A 17,265-nucleotide genomic window follows, 5' to 3' on the forward strand; every position below is an offset into this window, starting at 1 on the left:
CAGAGCGTCACGGGATGCATTCCCACGCTGGAGCGTGGGAACGATCACTTTGGAGTATCTGAATGAAACGTCTGCTCGGCGCCTGCGCCCTGCTCTCCTTGCTGGCCGGTTGCGCCAGCACCGACACCATCGACCCGCACGGTTACGACCAGACCGGCGTCGCCTCCTATTACGGTGCCAAGCACCACGGTAAACGCACCGCCAGTGGCGAGCCGTTCAACCAGAATTCCCTGACCGCCGCCCATCGCCAGTTACCCTTCGGCACACGGGTGAAGGTCACCAACCTGAAAAACGATGAATCCGTCGTGGTCCGCATCAATGACCGTGGCCCGCATACCCGTGGACGCCTGATCGACGTGTCCCGCGAGGCTGCCGAACAACTCGGCATGCTGCGCAGCGGCACCGCACGGGTTCGCGTGCAGGCCCTCGACGACTGATGGAGCGCTGACCATTTTCGGATTAGCCGACTTACCCCTGATCAGCGTGATCGAACTGCTCGCCGGCCTGTGCCTGCTGATCTTCGGCGCAGAGCTGATGGTGCGTGCGGCGGTGCGTCTGGCGGCGCGTCTGCATGTGCGGCCGCTGATCATCGGTCTGACCATCGTCGCCCTCGGCAGCAGTGCGCCGCAAATGGCCGTCAGTCTTCAAGCGGCACTGGCGCATAACCCGGACATTGCCGTTGGCAGCGTAGTCGGCAGCAGCATCTTCAACATCCTTGTCACCCTCGGCCTTTCCGCGCTGATCATTCCTCTGCGCGTTTCGCGGCAATTGGTGCGCCTCGATATTCCGCTGATGATCGGCGCCAGCCTGCTGGTGTTCGTATTGGCCTGGAACGAAGAGATCGGTCGCTTCGACGGCATCCTGCTGCTCGGCGCATTGGCGCTGTATCTCGGCTTGCTGCTGCGCCAGTCACGACACTCGACGCGGCCGCACACGGAGCGCATTGAAACAAGCCAAGCGTCGTGGATCGGCAGTTCGCTGATGATCATCGTCGGTTTGGCGATGCTGGTATTTGCCGGGCACCTTTTGCTCGGAGCTGCCGTGGTGGTGGCAACTGATCTTGGATTTTCCGAGCGTGTCATTGGCCTGACCGTTGTCGCTGTCGGCACCTCGCTGCCGGAACTGGCGACCTCGCTGATCGCCGCACTGCGCGGGCAACGGGATATTGCCGTCGGCAACGTGATCGGTGCCAACCTGTTTAATCTGCTCGGGGTACTCGGCCTGACCGCATTGATCGCGCCGACGCCGCTGTCGGTGTCGCCGAACGCACTGGATTTCGATCTGCCGGTGATGCTCGGCGTCGCCGCGCTGTGCCTGCCGGTGTTTTATTCCGGTTACCGCGTGACGCGAGCCGAAGGTCTGTTGCTGCTCGGTTTGTATCTGGCGTACGGGCTGCACGTGGTGTCGTTCACCACCGGCATGCCCCTGGCCGGCAAGCTTGAGCGAATGATGTTGTTTTATGTCCTGCCAACGCTGCTGACGTTCTTGTTGTTCACGTCGATACGCGCCTGGCGCCGCCAGCACCACAAGAGGGATATGCCATGACCGAATCGAAGAAGTCCGGGGTTGAAGTCCGCCGTCAGGTAATGGGCGATGCGTTTGTTGATCGCGCCTTGGGCAACGCCACCGAGTTCACTCAACCGTTGCAGGATTTCGTCAATGAACACGCTTGGGGCGGTGTGTGGAATCGCGAAGGTCTGCCGCTGAAAACCCGCAGCCTGATTACTCTTGCAGCGCTGACCGCATTGAAGTGCCCGCAAGAACTGAAAGGCCATGTGCGCGGTGCGCTGAACAATGGCTGCACGGTGGACGAGATTCGTGAGGCGTTGCTGCATTGCGCGGTGTATGCCGGCGTGCCGGCGGCGATTGATGCGTTTCGCGCGGCGCAGGAAGTGATCGACAGTTACGAGAAAAGCTAAAAGATCGCAGCCTGCGGCAGCTCCTACATGGAAATGCGGTCTCCTGTAGGAGCTGCCGCAGCTGCGATCTTTTGATCTTGCCTCTATATCCACCCACCCCACTGCAAAACAAAGATCCCGACATTGGTGGTGATCGCCGCCATCAACGTGGTCATCACGATAATCGCCGCCGCCAGTTCATGATTGCCCTGCGCCGCCCGGGCCATGACAAAACTTGCCGCCGCCGTCGGGCTGCCGAAGTACAAAAACAGAATCCCCAATTCCGCGCCGCGAAAACCCCACAACCACGCTCCCAGCGTTGCCAGCACCGGCAACCCGATCATCTTCACCAGGCTGGAACTGAGCGCCATGCTGCCGCTCTTGCGCAACGCCGCCAGCGACAGCGTGCCGCCAATGCAGATCAACGCCAGCGGCAAGGTGGTCTGCGCCAGATACTGACCGGAGGTCTCCAGCCATCCCGGCAAACCGATCTTGAAATAGGCAAACGGCGCCGCCGCAATCACGCTGATGATCAGCGGATTGCTGAACACGCTTTTGCAGATGCTCCACGGATCGGACTTGATCACCGGGCTGTACACCGCCAGCACGATGGTCGACAGCGTGTTGTAAAACAGGATCACCAGCGCCGCGAGAATCGCCCCGAGGGAAATCCCGTAATCGCCATACATGCTCGCCGCCAGTGCCAAACCAATGACGCCGTTGTTGCCGCGAAACGCGCCTTGGGTATAGATGCCGCGATCTTCGCGCGGGCAACGGAAAATCGCCCAGCCCCAGGCCAGGGCAAAGCTCACCAGCGTGGCGAGGGAGAAGTAGATCAGCAAGGACGGTTGCAACGCGGCGTGCAGATCGGCATGCAGAATGCCGAGGAACAGCAGCGCCGGCATGGTGACGTTGAACACCAGCGACGAAGCGGTGTGAATGAAGTTGTCGTTGATCCAGTCGATGCGCTTGAGCAGCACACCGAGAAACAGCATGGCAAACACCGGCGCGGTGATGTTCAGGGTTTCGAGGAAGATTGCCAGCATGCCGGGGAGCCTTGGGTGAGCGTCGTTAGGGGGCTAATGATAAGCCAAAAGCTTGAAAAGCCCCTCACCCTAACCCTCTCCCCGAGGGAGAGGGGACTGACCGAGGTGTTTTGCGGCATACATCGACCTGCAAGACCGAGTCGATTATGGATTCGGCAAAGCACTTTCAAGTCGATGTACTTCTAAAATATCTCCGGATCGGCCCCCTCTCCCCCCGGGAGAGGGCTGGGGTGAGGGCCGAGCCGGTCACGCATTAAGTAATCGGCGCCGGGTTAAACAACGTAATGTCGTTATGCAGCTTGTGCTTCTCCGCCCACGTCTGCTGTTTGCCGCTGGCAACATCCAAGTAGTAGTGGAACAACTCCCAACCCAGTTCCTCGATCGTCGCGCGCCCGGTCGCAATCCTTCCGGCGTCGATATCAATCAGATCAGGCCAGCGCTGCGCCAATTCCGTCCGCGTCGATACCTTCACCACCGGCGCCATCGCCAAACCATACGGCGTACCCCGCCCGGTGGTGAACACATGCAAGTTCATCCCCGCCGCCAACTGCAACGTGCCGCAAACAAAATCACTCGCCGGCGTTGCACAGAAAATCAAACCCTTCTGCTTGAACCGCTCGCCCGGGCCGAGCACGCCGTTGATTGCGCTGCTGCCGGATTTGACGATCGAACCCAGCGACTTCTCGACAATGTTCGACAGCCCGCCCTTCTTGTTGCCCGGCGTGGTGTTGGCGCTGCGATCCGCTTCACCCTTGGCCAGGTAACGGTCGTACCAGTCCATCTCGCGCACCAGTTCCTCGGCGACGGTTTTGCTTTCGGCGCGTGAAGTCAGCAGGTAAATCGCATCGCGCACTTCGGTGACTTCGGAAAACATCACCGTCGCCCCTGCACGCAACAACAAGTCCGAGGCATAACCCAGCGCCGGGTTGGCGGTGATCCCGGAGAACGCATCGCTGCCGCCGCACTGCATGCCGAGGATCAGCTCGGACGCCGGCACGGTTTCGCGGCGGCGCTGGTCGAGCTTCTTCAAACGGACCTCAGCCAATTCCATGATCTGCTCGATCATCTCGGTGAAGCCGTGACTGGAATCCTGCAAGCGATACAGCCACGGATCGCTGAGATCCACCGAAGCATCGTCTTCGTGCATCACCTGCCCGGCCTGCAATTTCTCGCAACCGAGGCTGATCACCAACGCCTCGCCACCGAGGTTCGGATTACGCGCCAGATTGCGCACGGTGCGAATCGGGATGTAAGCGTCGGTGGCAGTAATCGCCACGCCGCAGCCATAACTGTGGGTCAGCGCCACGACGTCATCGACATGCGGGTACTTCGGCAGCAGCTCTTCCTTGATGCGTTTTACCGCGTGATCAAGCACGCCGGTGACGCACTGCACGGTCGTAGTGATCCCGAGAATATTGCGCGTGCCGACGGTGCCGTCAGCGTTGCGATAGCCCTCGAAGGTGAAGCCTTCCAGCGGTGCCTGCGCGTCCGGCACCTCGGTGGACAGCGGCAAGCTGTCCAGCGGCGGCGCGGTCGGCATGCGCAGTTGATCTTCCTTGACCCAACTGCCACGGCGAATCGGCTGCAATGCGTAGCCGATCACCTGACCGTAGCGAATCACCTGGCCGCCCTCGGGAATGTCTTCAAGGGTGACCTTGTGGCTCTGCGGCACAAATTCCAGCGTCACCAGGCCATCGGCAAACTCAGTGCCGGCCGGTGCGCCCTGGTCGTTGACCACGACCACCACATTGTCCCGCTCGTGCAGGCGGATGTGGCGCGGCGAGTCGGAATGTTCAATCAACTGCATGACGCCGCTCCTCAGGAATGCGCTTGGGACAATTTACCGCTGGCTTCAACACCGCCGTTGGTTGGCGGCTCTTTGAGTACCACACGTTTGATCGGGCCAACGATGACCAGATAGCTGAACACCGCGACCAGTGCGTTGGCACCGACGAACACCAGCGCCCATTTGAACGAACCGGTGGAGCTGATGATGTAGCCAATCACGATCGGCGTGGTGATCGAAGCAATGTTGCCGAAAGTGTTGAACAGGCCACCGCTCAGACCGGCGATCTGTTTTGGCGAAGTGTCGGAAACCACCGCCCAACCGAGTGCGCCAACGCCTTTGCCGAAGAAGGCCAGGGCCATGAAGCCAACGACCATCCATTCCACTTCAACATAGTTGCAGGCAACGATACTGCTGGAAACGAGCAGGCCGGCAATGATCGGCGCTTTGCGCGCGAAGGTCAGCGAGTGGCCCTTGCGCAGCAGGTAATCGGAAATCACCCCGCCGAGTACGCCGCCGATAAAGCCGCAGATTGCCGGCAACGAGGCGATGAAACCAGCCTTGAGAATGGTCATGCCACGCTCTTGCACCAGATACACCGGGAACCAGGTCAGGAAGAAATAGGTGATGCCGTTGATGCAGTACTGGCCCAGATACACGCCGAGCATCATGCGATTGGTCAGCAGTTGACGGATGTAATCCCACTTCGGACCGTCGGACTTTTTGCCCTTCTGATCCATGTCGACCATGCCGCCGTTTTCAGCGATGTGTTTGAACTCGGCTTCGTTGATACGCGGGTGTTCACGCGGGCTGTAGATCACTTTCAGCCAGACCAGCGAGAAGATGATCCCGAGAATCCCCATAACGATAAACACGTGCTCCCAACCGAAGGAATACACGATCCAGCCCATCAGCGGTGCGAACAACACGGTGGCAAAGTATTGCGCCGAGTTGAAGATCGCCGAAGCAGTGCCGCGCTCAGCGGTCGGGAACCATGCGGCGACGATACGCGCATTGCCGGGGAACGAAGGCGCTTCAGCCAGACCGACGAGGAAGCGCAGCATGAACAGCGCAACGATGGCGGTGGACATGCCGAACTCACCGACAAAGCCTTGCAGCACGGTGAACAGCGACCAGGTGAAAATGCTCAGGGCATAGACTTTTTTCGAGCCGAAGCGATCGAGCAGCCAGCCACCGGGAATTTGCCCGGCCACGTAGGCCCAACCGAATGCGGAGAAGATGTAGCCGAGGGTGACTGCGTCAATGCCCAGATCTTTTTGCAGGCTGGAGCCGGCAATGGCGATCGTGGCACGGTCGGCGTAGTTGATCGTGGTCACCAGAAACAGCATGAGCAGGATCAAATAGCGGACGTGAGTCGGCTTGGACGATTGCATGTAGAGGTACTCCCACTGATTATTTTTATGCGCGGGTGAATCTTCTTTGGTCTTGCATCTATTCCCTGTAGGAGCTGCCGAAGGCTCGGGCCGCGATCGGACGATCTTTTGATCTTAAAAGATCGCAGCCTTCGGCAGCTCCTACAGGGTTATTGCGTTTATCAGGAACCGATGTAACTGGTCTTCACGACCGTGTAGAACTCTTGCGCATAACGGCCTTGCTCACGTGATCCATAGGATGAACCTTTACGGCCACCGAACGGAACGTGGTAATCGACGCCAGCGGTCGGCAGATTGACCATCACCATCCCGGCTTGCGAATGACGTTTGAAGTGGTTGGCGTACTTCAGCGAAGTGGTCGCAATACCCGCCGACAGACCGAACTCGGTGTCGTTGGCCATCGCCAGCGCCGCGTCGTAATCGGCCACGCGAACAATGTTGGCCACCGGGCCAAAGATCTCTTCGCGGCTGATGCGCATCGACGCTTCACTGTCGGCAAACAGCGTTGGCGCGAGGAAGTAGCCTTCGGTATCGCAGGTCACCAGACCACCACCGCTGACCAGACGTGCACCTTCGGACTGGCCGATGTCGATGTACTTCATGTCCTGTTCAAGCTGTGCTTGCGAAACCACTGGACCGATGTCGGTGCCGGATTTCAGGGCGTGGCCGACCTTGATCGACTTCATGCGCTCGGCCATGGCCTCAACGAATTTGTCGTGAATCCCGGCAGTAACAATCAAGCGGCTCGACGCTGTGCAACGCTGACCGGTTGAGTAGAACGCGCTCTGCACCGACAGCTCGACCGCTTGCTTGAGGTCGGCGTCATCGAGAATGATCTGCGGGTTCTTGCCGCCCATTTCCAGCTGAACCTTGGCCTGGCGCGAGACGCAGTTGACCGCGATCTGACGACCCACGCCCACCGAACCGGTGAAGCTGATGCCGTCGACTTTCGGGCTCTGCACCAAGGCATCACCGACCACACGGCCGCTGCCCATCACCAGATTGAACACGCCGGCCGGGAAGCCTGCGCGGGAGATGATTTCCGCCAGTGCCCAGGCGCAACCCGGCACCAGATCGGCGGGCTTCAACACCACGCAGTTGCCGTAGGCCAACGCCGGAGCAATCTTCCACGCCGGAATCGCAATCGGGAAATTCCACGGGGTGATCAGACCGACCACGCCCAGTGCTTCGCGGGTCACTTCGACGTTGACGCCCGGACGCACCGACGGCACGTAGTCGCCGGACAGACGCAGGCATTCACCAGCGAAGAACTTAAAGATGTTACCGGCGCGGGTCACTTCGCCGATGGCTTCGGGCAGAGTCTTGCCCTCTTCGCGGGCCAGCAAGGTGCCGAGTTCTTCGCGACGGGCGAGAATTTCCGTGCCGACTTTATCCAGCGAATCGTGACGGGCTTGAATGCCCGAAGTCGAGTACGCCGGGAATGCCGCGCGAGCAGCGTCGATGGCGGCGTGAACCTGAGTCAGGTCAGCCTTGGCATAGTCGCCGATGGTGTCGCTCAGTTCCGATGGGTTGATGTTGGCCGAGTAGTCGGCACCGGCAACCCATTCGCCGTTGATGTAGTTGTCGTAGCGTTTTGCAGTTGTCACAGGGGCAGCCCTCAAATCTCAAAGCCTTCACGCAAAAAGCCGCTGATTGCTCAGCGGCCTCGCTTTTATCGGGTGTTACTGCGCACCTTGCTTGTCGATCAGCGCGGCGAGCATTTCGTACTCTTCGCCAGTCAGGTCGGTCAGCGGTGCCCGCACCGGGCCTGCGTCATAGCCAGCGATTTTCGCGCCTGCCTTAACGATGCTCACGGCATAACCGGCCTTGCGGTTGCGGATGTCGAGGTACGGCAGGAAGAAGTCGTCGATGATCTTGCCGACGGTGGCGTGATCTTCACGAGCGATCGCGTGGTAGAAGTCCATCGCGGTTTTCGGGATGAAGTTGAACACCGCCGAGGAGTAAACCGGCACGCCCAACGCCTTGTAGGCTGCGGCGTAGACTTCGGCGGTCGGCAGACCACCCAGGTAGCTGAAGCGATCACCGAGGCGGCGACGGATCGACACCATCAACTCGATATCGCCCAGACCATCCTTGTAGCCGATCAGGTTCGGGCAGCGCTCGGCCAGACGTTCCAGCAGCGGTGCGTTGAGGCGGCAAACGTTGCGGTTGTAGACGACCACGCCGATGTTGACCGATTTACACACGGCTTCAACGTGAGCGGCAACACCATCCTGGCTCGCTTCGGTCAGGTAGTGCGGCAGCAGCAACAGACCTTTGGCGCCCAGACGCTCGGCTTCTTGAGCGTATTCGATGGCCTGACGAGTCGAACCACCGACACCGGCTAGGATCGGCACACTCGTTGCGCAAGTGTCGACGGCAGTCTTGATGATTTCCGAGTATTCGCTGGCGGCGAGGGAGAAGAACTCACCAGTGCCACCGGCGGCGAACAAGGCTGAAGCGCCATACGGAGCCAGCCATTCCAGGCGTTTGATATAGCCCGCGCGGTTGAAATCGCCCTGCGCGTTGAAATCGGTCACCGGGAAAGACAGCAGGCCGGCAGAGAGGATGGACTTCAGTTCTTGTGGATTCATTATTCGAACACCCTGGTAGCAACGTTTTTTGTGAGTTGATCGTTCAGCCTTCGCTGAAGTTGTAGGTCATCGTACAACTAAAAAGATAACCGTCAACTGCATTTCATCGTTGTGGGTGGTTTTTTGTCGGACAAAAGTGTTTAAGCCCTAGCGCGAATTCTCGCAAAGGCCCGTGATTACTGGGTTCGATTGCAGAAACGTCTGGTCAAGATTCGTTTACTGAGCGCCGTTGCTACGCCGCGTAATGTGTGACGACCGCCACGAAGGATCGTGGCGGATCACTCGAAGGAACCCGAAATGTCCACGAATTACGCTGCTCCGACTCTCTCGAAAATGGCTGCTCAGTCCTCCTGCACCCTCACGCTTCAGCTATCGACGCTGCCTGATGTCTTGATCGTACAAGTCCCGGATTCCAGCGATTTTCCGGCGAACTGGAGCGTCTACCCGATTCTCGGCGACGACCCTGAGGAACCGGAATGGGCAGGTGAGGAAGTGAACACTGGCACTTGGGACGATGCCGAGGACGAGATGGAAAAGCTCACAGGGATCGAGTTGCAGATACCTAAAGAGGCGCTGCGGCCGTACCTGAACAGGGTGGTTGAACTGCGCTACAAGTTTTGCGACGAGTCGAGCATGGAGCCGTTTTCGGAAGTGTTGAGGTTGCGGATCGAAACTTGATCATGATTTTCGATTGACTAGCTCACAACGCTTTGGCACAGGCGCTTCGCGTGATAACCGTTCGTCGAGACTGGTATTTCTTACAGGTGCGTAAGAATGGGTATTCCTGAGCTAATGACGTCAGGAGATAACAAACCGACTCCGATCGTAGTGTGTCATCACTACGCGATTGCAAAGGTTTGATTGGTTATAAAAGGAATTTCGATCATGAATGTTCAAGTAAAAGCCCTCGCTACCCCCCGCCTCCGCGAAGCCATCGAGCACAATGGAGAGTTCACACTCTACGTTCACAACCTGGTTGATCCTGCCCACGGCGAAGTCCAGTCATATCCAAATGTTAGCAAGGGAGACAAGATCACATTCAAGGTCAGCACTTCCACAGGGAATGAATACAACTGGGAACTTGCCGTAGGGTCACCCGCCGATGCTCCATTTGTATTCGAGATCCCGAAAAAGATATTTGCAGAAAAGCTCGTACCAGGTGCCACCGCTAAATTGAGTTATAGCGTGCAGACCTCGTCAGGTAATACGGCTGAGTCTCCGGAGCTGCGGGTTTACCTCAAACACTAATAAATATTAACCCTGCGCCTGCGCCTCTTCATGGGCCTGGCGCAGTCTTTCACGGCTGTTGGTCAGGTGCAGACGCATCGCCGCACGCGCTGCATCGGAATCCTGACGGGCAATCGCGTCGTAGATTTCTTCGTGCTCACGGCTCAGGCGACTCATGTAGTGCTGTTGATCATCATGGGCCAATCGCGCCGAATTCAGCCGCGTACGCGGAATGATGCTGGTGCCCAGGTGGGTCATGATGTCGGTGAAGTAGCGGTTGCCGGTGGACAGGGCGATTTCCAGGTGGAAAGCAAAGTCCGACGCCACAGCATCACTGGCATGGGCAGCGCTTTCATTAAGCGCATCGAGCGCGGCGCGCATGGTCGCCAGTTGCTCGGCGCTGCGACGTTGCGCGGCAAGGCCGGCAGATTCGACTTCGAGGCTGATGCGCAATTCGAGGATGGCCAGAACATCACGCAGGGTGACGACGGTGGCCGGATCGATACGGAAACCGCTCGGACTTGGCGTGTCGAGTACGAAGGTGCCGATGCCGTGGCGAGTTTCCACTTGGCCGGCTGCCTGCAAACGGGAAATCGCCTCGCGCACCACGGTGCGGCTGACGCCATGGGCTTCCATGATCGCCGACTCGGTAGGCAATTTGTCACCGCGTTTAAGCAGGCCATCGCGGATCTGCTCGCTCAGCACCGTCACTAGTTCCTGGGCCAGACTGCGGCGCTTGCGCGGGAGACGCGGGGTGTCGATCAGGTTTTCCATGGTGTGCATCTAGTCTCGAAAATTCGGCTTGTGGGCATGATAGCTCAAGCGGGTTGTACGATCACTTTCCATTTCCATACAAAACCTGTGGGAGCTGGCTTGCCAGCGATGAGGCCATACCTGTCGATGAAGATGTCGACTAAACCGACGCCATCGCTGGCAAGCCAGCTCCCACATGGGATGTGTGTTGATCAGGCAGTCACGGTCTGTTCAACCAAATGGCCGCTGTCGATCCGCACATGCCGTGGATGGAAGCGTTTCAAACTGCTGCGATGGCCGACGCTGACAATGCTCAGCCCCGGTATCTGATCAATCAACGCCTGATACAGCGTCGCTTCATCTTCCTCGTCCATCGCCGAAGTCGCTTCGTCCATGTACAACCACTGCGGTGTGTAAAGCAGCGCACGGGCGAAGGCCAAGCGTTGCTGTTCACCCGGCGAGAGCATGCGTTGCCAGTGATTGGCCTCGTCCAGCCGCGCGACCAGATGCGGCAAACGGCAGGTTTCCAGCACTTGTGCATAACGTTCAGACGCGTAGGTGTCACCCGGTTGTGGATAACTCAGTGCCTCGCGCAGGGTGCCGATCGGCAGATACGGCTTTTGCGGCAGGAACAGATACCGCGCCGCCGGCAAGCGGATGTTGCCGTGCCCCGCCGGCCACAAATGCCCCATCGCCCGCAACAGCGTCGACTTGCCGCTGCCGGAACGGCCGCTGAGCATGACCCGATCACCCGGCTCCACGGTCATGTCGGCATTGGTCAACAGATGACGACCATCGGCCAGGTCCAGACCAAGGTTATGCACCTGCAGTTCGCTGCCCTGATTCTGCACGTCGATCGCCGGGGTGCGCTCTTCGTTGTCGGTCATGGCCTGGCGGAAACTCAGCAAACGATCACAGGTTGCGCGCCACGCGGCCAGATCCGAATACGCACTGATGAACCAGCTGAAATTCTCCTGCACGTTGCCGAATGCCGAGTTGATTTGCATCAGCTCACCCAGTTCGATCTTGCCCGCCAGATAACGTGGGGCCGCGACGATGAACGGGAAGATGATTGCGATCTGGCCGTAGCCGGAAGTGAAGAACGTCAGGCGCTTGGATACGCGCATGATGTCCCAGAAGTTGTGCCAGACCAGCCCGAAACGGCTGCTCAAACGACGATTTTCGTTCGGTTCACCGTTATACAAGGCGATGCTTTCAGCGTTCTCGCGCACGCGCACCATGGAGAAACGCAGGTCTGCTTCGAAACGTTGTTGCTGGTTGTTCAGGCCGATCAAGCGTCGACCGATCAGGTGCGTCAGCCAACTGCCGACGGCGGCATAAATCAGCGCACACCAGAACATGTAGCCGGGAATCTCGATGCCGAACACTTCGATGCTGCCGGAAACGCCCCACAAAATGATCGAGAACGACACCAGACTGACCACCGTGCGAATCAGCCCGAGGCCAAGGCTCAGGGTGTTGGCGGTAAAGGTGTTGAGGTCTTCGGAAATCCGCTGGTCGGGGTTATCGGTGTAACCGCCCTGCTCCAGCTGATAGTAGTTCTTGTGGCCGAGCCAGCGCTTGAAGTGGTTCTCGGTCAGCCACGCCCGCCAGCGAATCGTCAGCATCTGCGTCAGGTACAGGCGATACACCGCGCCGAGAATCGCCACCGTGGCGATGCCGCAGAAATACAGGATCAACTGCCAGAACGCCGCTTCGTCCTTCTTTTGCAGAGCGTTGTAAAAATCCTTGTACCAACTGTTGATCCAAACCGAGATCGCCACGCTGAACAGCGACAACGCGATCACGGCAATCAGCAATGTCCAGGCCTTGCCCTTCTCTTCGCTGCGCCAGTAAGGCGTGGTCATCGCCCACACTTTACGAAAAAACTGCCCGCGCACAGCATCGTTGACCGCGGAATATTCAGCGTTCTGATTCATGGATAAGGCTCGATATAGAAAAGAACAGACACGCACCGATCATAGATGATCGGTGCGTTTTATCGCGAGGGCTGGCGATAGTCGTTCAGCGCAGGTTCAGCGACGAACCGGGCGCTTCTGCAGTTTGCGCTGCAGGGTGCGGCGGTGCATGCCCAGGGCACGGGCAGTGGCGGAGATGTTGCCTTCGTGTTCGGTGAGCACACGCTGGATGTGTTCCCATTGCAGGCGGTCAACCGACATCGGGTTTTCCGGCACCAGACTGTCGAGATCAGCATGCTCGGAGAGCAACGCGGCCAGCACGTCGTCGGCGTCGGCCGGTTTGCACAGGTAGTTGCAGGCGCCGCGCTTGATCGCTTCGACTGCGGTGGCAATGCTCGAATATCCGGTGAGAATCACCACGCGCATTTCCGGGTCCAGCTCCAGCAACTTGGGCAGCAGTACCAGACCGGAATCGCCGTCCATTTTCAGATCGAGCGCAGCGTAATCAGGCAGATCGGTCTGGGCGATGGTCAGGCCTTCTTCGGCGGAACCGGCGGTGCTTACGCGAAAGCCACGGCGAGCCATGGCACGGGCCATGACGCGGGTGAAGGTTGCGTCGTCGTCGACCAGCAGCAAATGCGGCAGTTCGTCGCCTTCGACTTGGATTTCGTCACTCATGTTGGTCTCCTCGGGCGCCGTGGGGCAGGCGCAGCTCGGTGAGCGTGCCGCCTTCCTCATGACTATAGAGTTTCACTGAGCCGCCGGCGCGTGTCACGCTGGCCTTGCTCAAAAACAGGCCCAGGCCGAAACCTTTGCCCTTGGTGGTAAAAAACGGTTTGCCGATCTGCTCGGCGATGGCCAGCGGCACACCGGCGCCGTGGTCACGAATGCTGATGGTCACCGTTTCCGCGTCCCAGTCCAGGGTCACCTTGAGGTTTTCCGGGCAGGCGTCGGCGGCGTTGTTGAGCAGATTCAACAGCGCCTGAGTCAGATCCGGCGGCGGCGCCATGCGCGGAACGGTGCCTTGGCCGAGCCGGTGGAAGCGGTAACTGGCTTCCGGACGCATCAGGTGCCAGCGGTTCAGCGCTTCGTCGAGCCAGTCGGTGACGTCCTGCATCTCGACGGCCAGACGCCGGTTGGCCTCGGCGGCCCGCACCAGTTGCTGCAAGGTTTCTTTGCAGAGTTTGACCTGATCCTGCAGCACCTTCAGGTCGTCCTGCAGCATCGGGTCAGGATGGTCCTGCTGCATTTCCTTGAGCAACACGCTCATGGTCGCCAGCGGTGTGCCCAGTTCATGGGCGGCGCCAGCAGCCTGGGTGGCGACGGCGAGCAATTGCTGATCGCGCAGGCCTTCTTCGCGGCGGATCGCGCGTAATTCTTCCTGACGGCGCAGCTCCTCAGCCATACGCGCGGCGAAGAAGGTGATCACCGCCGCGGCGAGCGCGAAGCTCAGCCACATGCCGTAGATCTGCAGATTCTCGCGGGCGACCGGCAGGGTTTCCAGCGGATAGAAACGCGTCAGCATCACCGTGTACAGCGCCAGCGCGATGCCAGACAGGATCACCGAATAGCGCCACGGCAGTGTCACCGCAGCGATGGTCAGCGGTACCAGATAATAGGAAACAAACGGGTTGGTCGAACCGCCGGAGAAGTACAGCAGCGCACTGTGGATCACCAGATCGCAGGCCAGTTGCAGCGCATATTCGAGTTCGGTCACTGGCCACGAGGTACGCAAACGCACCGCGGTAAACACGCAGAGCAGCGTCGAGCAGCCAAGGGTCATTGCCAGTTGCACCCAGGGCAACGGCAGCAGTTGCAGCCAGTAGGCCAGGCCTACAGAACCGGCCTGCGCGGCGAGCACCAGGGTGCGAATAAAAGTCAGCCGCCAGAGGTTCTGGCGAGTGGCGGAAGTCAATTGTACGGGGGCGAGCATGAGCTCTCCTGATGAGCGCTCCAGGCGGATCGCACGGAGTATAACCAAGCCACGGCCTTGAGAGGCGAAAGTGCGGCAAACGACCACATGGCGGAAACATCTTCGGCGGCTATGAGGACGCCTTCGCGAGCAGGCTCGCTCCCACCTTTGAAATGCATTCCCCTGTGGGAGCGAGCCTGCTCGCGAAGAGCTACGCAGCAACCCCGGTCATCTGTATAGAAGTTGTAACTGGGCGAACCGGATCATAAAAGCTAGAGTCTGATGGTTTCGCGCAGGCCCCCGAACCATCACCTGCGCCCTCATCAAGGAGCTTTCATGCACACATTCCGCCGCAGCGCCGCCCTTCTCGCCCTGACCGTCGGCAGCATCGCCAGCCTTCCAGCCCTGGCCGCCGATGAGCTGCACTACAACCAGATTTCCCTGCGCGCCGAAGTCAGCACGGAAGTGGCCCGCGACCTGATGATCGTCACCCTCTACACCGAAGAGCAAAACACCGACCCGGCGAAACTCGCCGCCGACGTCAGCACCACCATGAACAAGGCATTGGCCCAGGCCAAGCAAGTCAAAGACATCACCTTGCGCCAAGGCAGCCGCAACAGTTACCCGATCTACGACACCAAAGGCCAGAAGATCACCGGCTGGCGTGAACGCGCCGAACTGCGCCTGGAAAGCGCCGACTTCGCCGCCCTGTCCAAACTCACCGGCGAACTGTTGGGCGACCTGAAAATGGGCGGCATGGACTTCGCCATCGCCGACCCGACCCGCAAGGCCAGCGAAGACCAGTTGCTTAAAGAAGCCGTGACCGCCTTCAAAAACCGCGCGCAACTGGCCACCGATGCACTGGGCGGCAAGGGTTACAAAATCGTCAACCTGAACCTCAACAGCAACGGTTATCCACAACCGTACCTGCGCGCACCGATGATGATGAAAGCGGCGGCGATGGACTCGGCGCCAGTGACGCCGGAAGTTGAAGCGGGCACCAGTCAGGTAAGCATGACCGCCGATGGCTCGATCGAAGTGTTGATGCAGTGATTTGATCTGGGCTGAATGAAAAACCGGCGATCAGAGCATGGTCGCCGGTTCCACCCTACAACCCCCGCAAAGCAGGCGACAACGTTGATAGGTCAGACAAGACTTCTACTGTTCTAGAGGTTTAAGTCCCAATCTCATCGACGATGCGCTGTGCATCTTCCCTCGTAGCGCATAACTGTGAATAAGGGGTTCCGTCCTTATAACAAACTTGAAAGCGGGAGAAGCCCCATTCATATTCGTAAATCCTGAAGGCTTTGTAGTCAGTAATAATCGGATAACTCATGGTCAAGTCCTTATGTGTTTTCGTTCAAGCCTCTAAGTCGCTCCTTGCAGTAGCGAAACGTACTCGGCTTGAAGAAATACTCAGGCGCATTGGAAAGATTATCTACTGTCATAAATTACAGGTTTGCGGTGAGCTTCATATCGAATTGAAATAAGCCATTGAGTCAAGCATTCATCTGCTTATGAAACCAAAAAACCGGGCCGTTACTGGTGATAATCACCATTCTTGTACCTGGATTTTTGGTGAATGAACCGGCTCCATAGCGAGCACGCTCGCGCCTACAAAGGGAACGCGTCCCAAATGTGGGAGCGAGCCTGCTCGCGAAGAACGATAACGCGGTCTCAGGTCTGCGGATCAACCCGATCCAGCGCCCGATTCACCGCCAACTCGGCCAGCATAATGATCTGCTGAATCGCCAACGCCGTATTACGCTCGGGCCGGCCCAGTTGATCGGCAAAGTTACCGGTTAACGTGTTCGCCGACGCCAGTGATTCACAGGCATGCGCCAGCAGGCTTTCGGTGTCGATGTTTGGCTGGATCAGGAACATCGTGCTGGGTTGCCGGGGCTTGACCGGGTCGGGGCTGAGATAGAAATCCAGGGCGCGTTTGATGGCTTCGCGGGTTTTGATCTGGTCGTCGGCGCGGATGGCGTCTTCGAGTGGGGTATCGAGGGGTGGGTCAGGTATCAATTTATCCATGGAAAATTTCCTTATTAACTGACGCCATTCATTTCCGATCTCACTCGAGAAATGAGGTGGCAACTATGTACGGAGTGAGATTACCGGTAAGGAAACCAACCCGGCCGGACAAAGTCCGCCCGTACATAGCCGCCATAAAAACTGCTGACAGCATGAGCTGGCGGCGATTATGGGGTGGCTTGTGCAGGTTTCCAAATTCAATAACCGGGAATCTCACCTCCCGATCGCCGAGTCTTCAGCGACGCCCAAAGACTAGAGAGCCCACGTCCGACGGACAACCTGAAAACCTTGTGGGAAGGTTCTGGTTATCTGACACAGATTTAAACAGCCAAAAGCCAACCCTCACCCTAGCCCTCTCCCAGAGGGAGAGGGGACTGACCGTGGTGTTTGGGAGAGTTACGCCGACGTGCGATTGCCGTGTTGAACTCAGATTCTGTAACAGATCAAAAACCCCTCACCCTAGCCCTCCCGAAACGTCGGACCGCCCGTAGGGAGAGGGGACTGACCGAGTGGTTTGGGAGATGTACGCCGACGTGAAATACCGAGTCGAACTCAGATTCTGAAAAGCTCACAAATCGGCTCCCTCTCCCTCGGGAGAGGGCTGGGGTGAGGGGAAAATCCACCACAAATCCAAAGCCGACCACGCCCCGCTCTTCACCACTCAATAGGCCGAGTGTCAGCTCGCCTGCTCTTGATCTTGAC

16 protein-coding genes and 1 pseudogene are annotated in these 17,265 nt (G+C 58.6%); 6 read left to right on the forward strand and 11 right to left on the reverse strand.

The features are described 5' to 3' along the window. The first annotated feature begins 62 nt into the window (after positions 1-62). From ACM6JQ_RS23040 to ACM6JQ_RS23050, 3 genes are read left to right on the forward strand one after another with little or no spacing between them, the layout of a single operon-like run. Positions 63-437, forward strand: a complete 375-nt coding sequence (locus ACM6JQ_RS23040; protein ID WP_007915349.1) for a septal ring lytic transglycosylase RlpA family protein — start codon at positions 63-65, stop codon at positions 435-437. Positions 438-483: 46 nt separating this feature from the next. Then, on the forward strand, positions 484-1,545 hold the full coding sequence (locus tag ACM6JQ_RS23045; RefSeq protein ID WP_414894721.1) for a calcium/sodium antiporter: 1,062 nt from the start codon (positions 484-486) through the stop codon (positions 1,543-1,545). Next, positions 1,542-1,919 carry a carboxymuconolactone decarboxylase family protein gene (locus ACM6JQ_RS23050; protein ID WP_007915345.1) on the forward strand — a complete coding sequence of 126 codons (378 nt, stop codon included), beginning with the start codon at positions 1,542-1,544 and terminating at the stop codon, positions 1,917-1,919. The genes ACM6JQ_RS23045 and ACM6JQ_RS23050 overlap by 4 nt, the downstream gene beginning before the upstream one ends. An 83-nt stretch (positions 1,920-2,002) precedes the next feature. On the opposite strand, the gene ACM6JQ_RS23055 is transcribed toward ACM6JQ_RS23050, so the two are convergent. The 5 genes and pseudogenes from ACM6JQ_RS23055 to kdgD all read right to left on the reverse strand — a co-directional run bounded on the left by ACM6JQ_RS23055 (position 2,003) and on the right by kdgD (position 8,718). Next, complete coding sequence (locus tag ACM6JQ_RS23055) at positions 2,003-2,944, reverse strand: AEC family transporter (RefSeq protein ID WP_007915344.1); 942 nt, start codon at positions 2,942-2,944, stop codon at positions 2,003-2,005. A gap of 253 nt (positions 2,945-3,197) precedes the next feature. Next, positions 3,198-4,751 carry a galactarate dehydratase gene (garD, locus tag ACM6JQ_RS23060; RefSeq protein ID WP_077571106.1) on the reverse strand — a complete coding sequence of 518 codons (1,554 nt, stop codon included), beginning with the start codon at positions 4,749-4,751 and terminating at the stop codon, positions 3,198-3,200. A gap of 11 nt (positions 4,752-4,762) precedes the next feature. Next, a pseudogene (locus ACM6JQ_RS23065) lies at positions 4,763-6,154 on the reverse strand (MFS transporter); the annotation flags it as partial. Between the two features lie 131 nt (positions 6,155-6,285). After that, on the reverse strand, positions 6,286-7,731 hold the full coding sequence (locus ACM6JQ_RS23070; RefSeq protein ID WP_123375760.1) for an aldehyde dehydrogenase family protein: 1,446 nt from the start codon (positions 7,729-7,731) through the stop codon (positions 6,286-6,288). Positions 7,732-7,806: 75 nt separating this feature from the next. Next, positions 7,807-8,718 carry a 5-dehydro-4-deoxyglucarate dehydratase gene (gene kdgD / locus ACM6JQ_RS23075; protein WP_007915340.1) on the reverse strand — a complete coding sequence of 304 codons (912 nt, stop codon included), beginning with the start codon at positions 8,716-8,718 and terminating at the stop codon, positions 7,807-7,809. Between the two features lie 297 nt (positions 8,719-9,015). On the opposite strand from kdgD, the gene ACM6JQ_RS23080 reads away from it, so the two are divergent. Both ACM6JQ_RS23080 and ACM6JQ_RS23085 read left to right on the forward strand, forming a co-directional pair. After that, positions 9,016-9,396, forward strand: coding sequence for a hypothetical protein (locus ACM6JQ_RS23080; RefSeq protein ID WP_007915339.1), 381 nt, complete (start codon positions 9,016-9,018; stop codon positions 9,394-9,396). A 207-nt stretch (positions 9,397-9,603) separates the two neighbouring features. Further along, entirely contained in the window at positions 9,604-9,966 is a 363-nt protein-coding gene (locus ACM6JQ_RS23085; RefSeq protein WP_414894722.1) for a hypothetical protein, read from the forward strand. A 6-nt stretch (positions 9,967-9,972) separates the two neighbouring features. Here the strand turns inward: ACM6JQ_RS23085 and ACM6JQ_RS23090 are convergent, their stop codons facing one another. The 4 genes from ACM6JQ_RS23090 to ACM6JQ_RS23105 all read right to left on the reverse strand — a co-directional run bounded on the left by ACM6JQ_RS23090 (position 9,973) and on the right by ACM6JQ_RS23105 (position 14,550). After that, the gene (locus ACM6JQ_RS23090) at positions 9,973-10,719 is read right to left on the reverse strand and encodes a FadR/GntR family transcriptional regulator (RefSeq protein WP_176472316.1); all 747 of its coding nucleotides are present in this window, start codon (positions 10,717-10,719) and stop codon (positions 9,973-9,975) included. Positions 10,720-10,910: 191 nt separating this feature from the next. After that, entirely contained in the window at positions 10,911-12,638 is a 1,728-nt protein-coding gene (locus ACM6JQ_RS23095; protein WP_414894723.1) for an ABC transporter ATP-binding protein/permease, read from the reverse strand. A gap of 96 nt (positions 12,639-12,734) precedes the next feature. Further along, entirely contained in the window at positions 12,735-13,295 is a 561-nt protein-coding gene (locus ACM6JQ_RS23100) for a response regulator transcription factor (protein WP_414894724.1), read from the reverse strand. Continuing rightward, on the reverse strand, positions 13,288-14,550 hold the full coding sequence (locus ACM6JQ_RS23105; protein ID WP_038357512.1) for an ATP-binding protein: 1,263 nt from the start codon (positions 14,548-14,550) through the stop codon (positions 13,288-13,290). The genes ACM6JQ_RS23100 and ACM6JQ_RS23105 overlap by 8 nt, the downstream gene beginning before the upstream one ends. Before the next feature lie 315 nt (positions 14,551-14,865). Between ACM6JQ_RS23105 and ACM6JQ_RS23110 the strand changes: the two genes are divergently transcribed. After that, positions 14,866-15,582 (forward strand): SIMPL domain-containing protein, encoded by a 717-nt coding sequence (locus tag ACM6JQ_RS23110; RefSeq protein ID WP_122843135.1) that lies wholly within the window; start codon positions 14,866-14,868, stop codon positions 15,580-15,582. A gap of 121 nt (positions 15,583-15,703) precedes the next feature. On the opposite strand, the gene ACM6JQ_RS23115 is transcribed toward ACM6JQ_RS23110, so the two are convergent. Both ACM6JQ_RS23115 and ACM6JQ_RS23120 read right to left on the reverse strand, forming a co-directional pair. Continuing rightward, positions 15,704-15,865 (reverse strand): hypothetical protein, encoded by a 162-nt coding sequence (locus tag ACM6JQ_RS23115; RefSeq protein ID WP_414894725.1) that lies wholly within the window; start codon positions 15,863-15,865, stop codon positions 15,704-15,706. Between the two features lie 341 nt (positions 15,866-16,206). Beyond that, positions 16,207-16,563: a DUF6124 family protein gene (locus ACM6JQ_RS23120; protein WP_150650068.1), complete on the reverse strand. Its 357-nt coding sequence runs from the start codon at positions 16,561-16,563 to the stop codon at positions 16,207-16,209. Positions 16,564-17,265 lie beyond the last annotated feature (702 nt).

The sequence above is a fragment of the Pseudomonas sp. IT-232MI5 genome (assembly GCF_949767845.1).
GTDB lineage: Bacteria > Pseudomonadota > Gammaproteobacteria > Pseudomonadales > Pseudomonadaceae > Aquipseudomonas.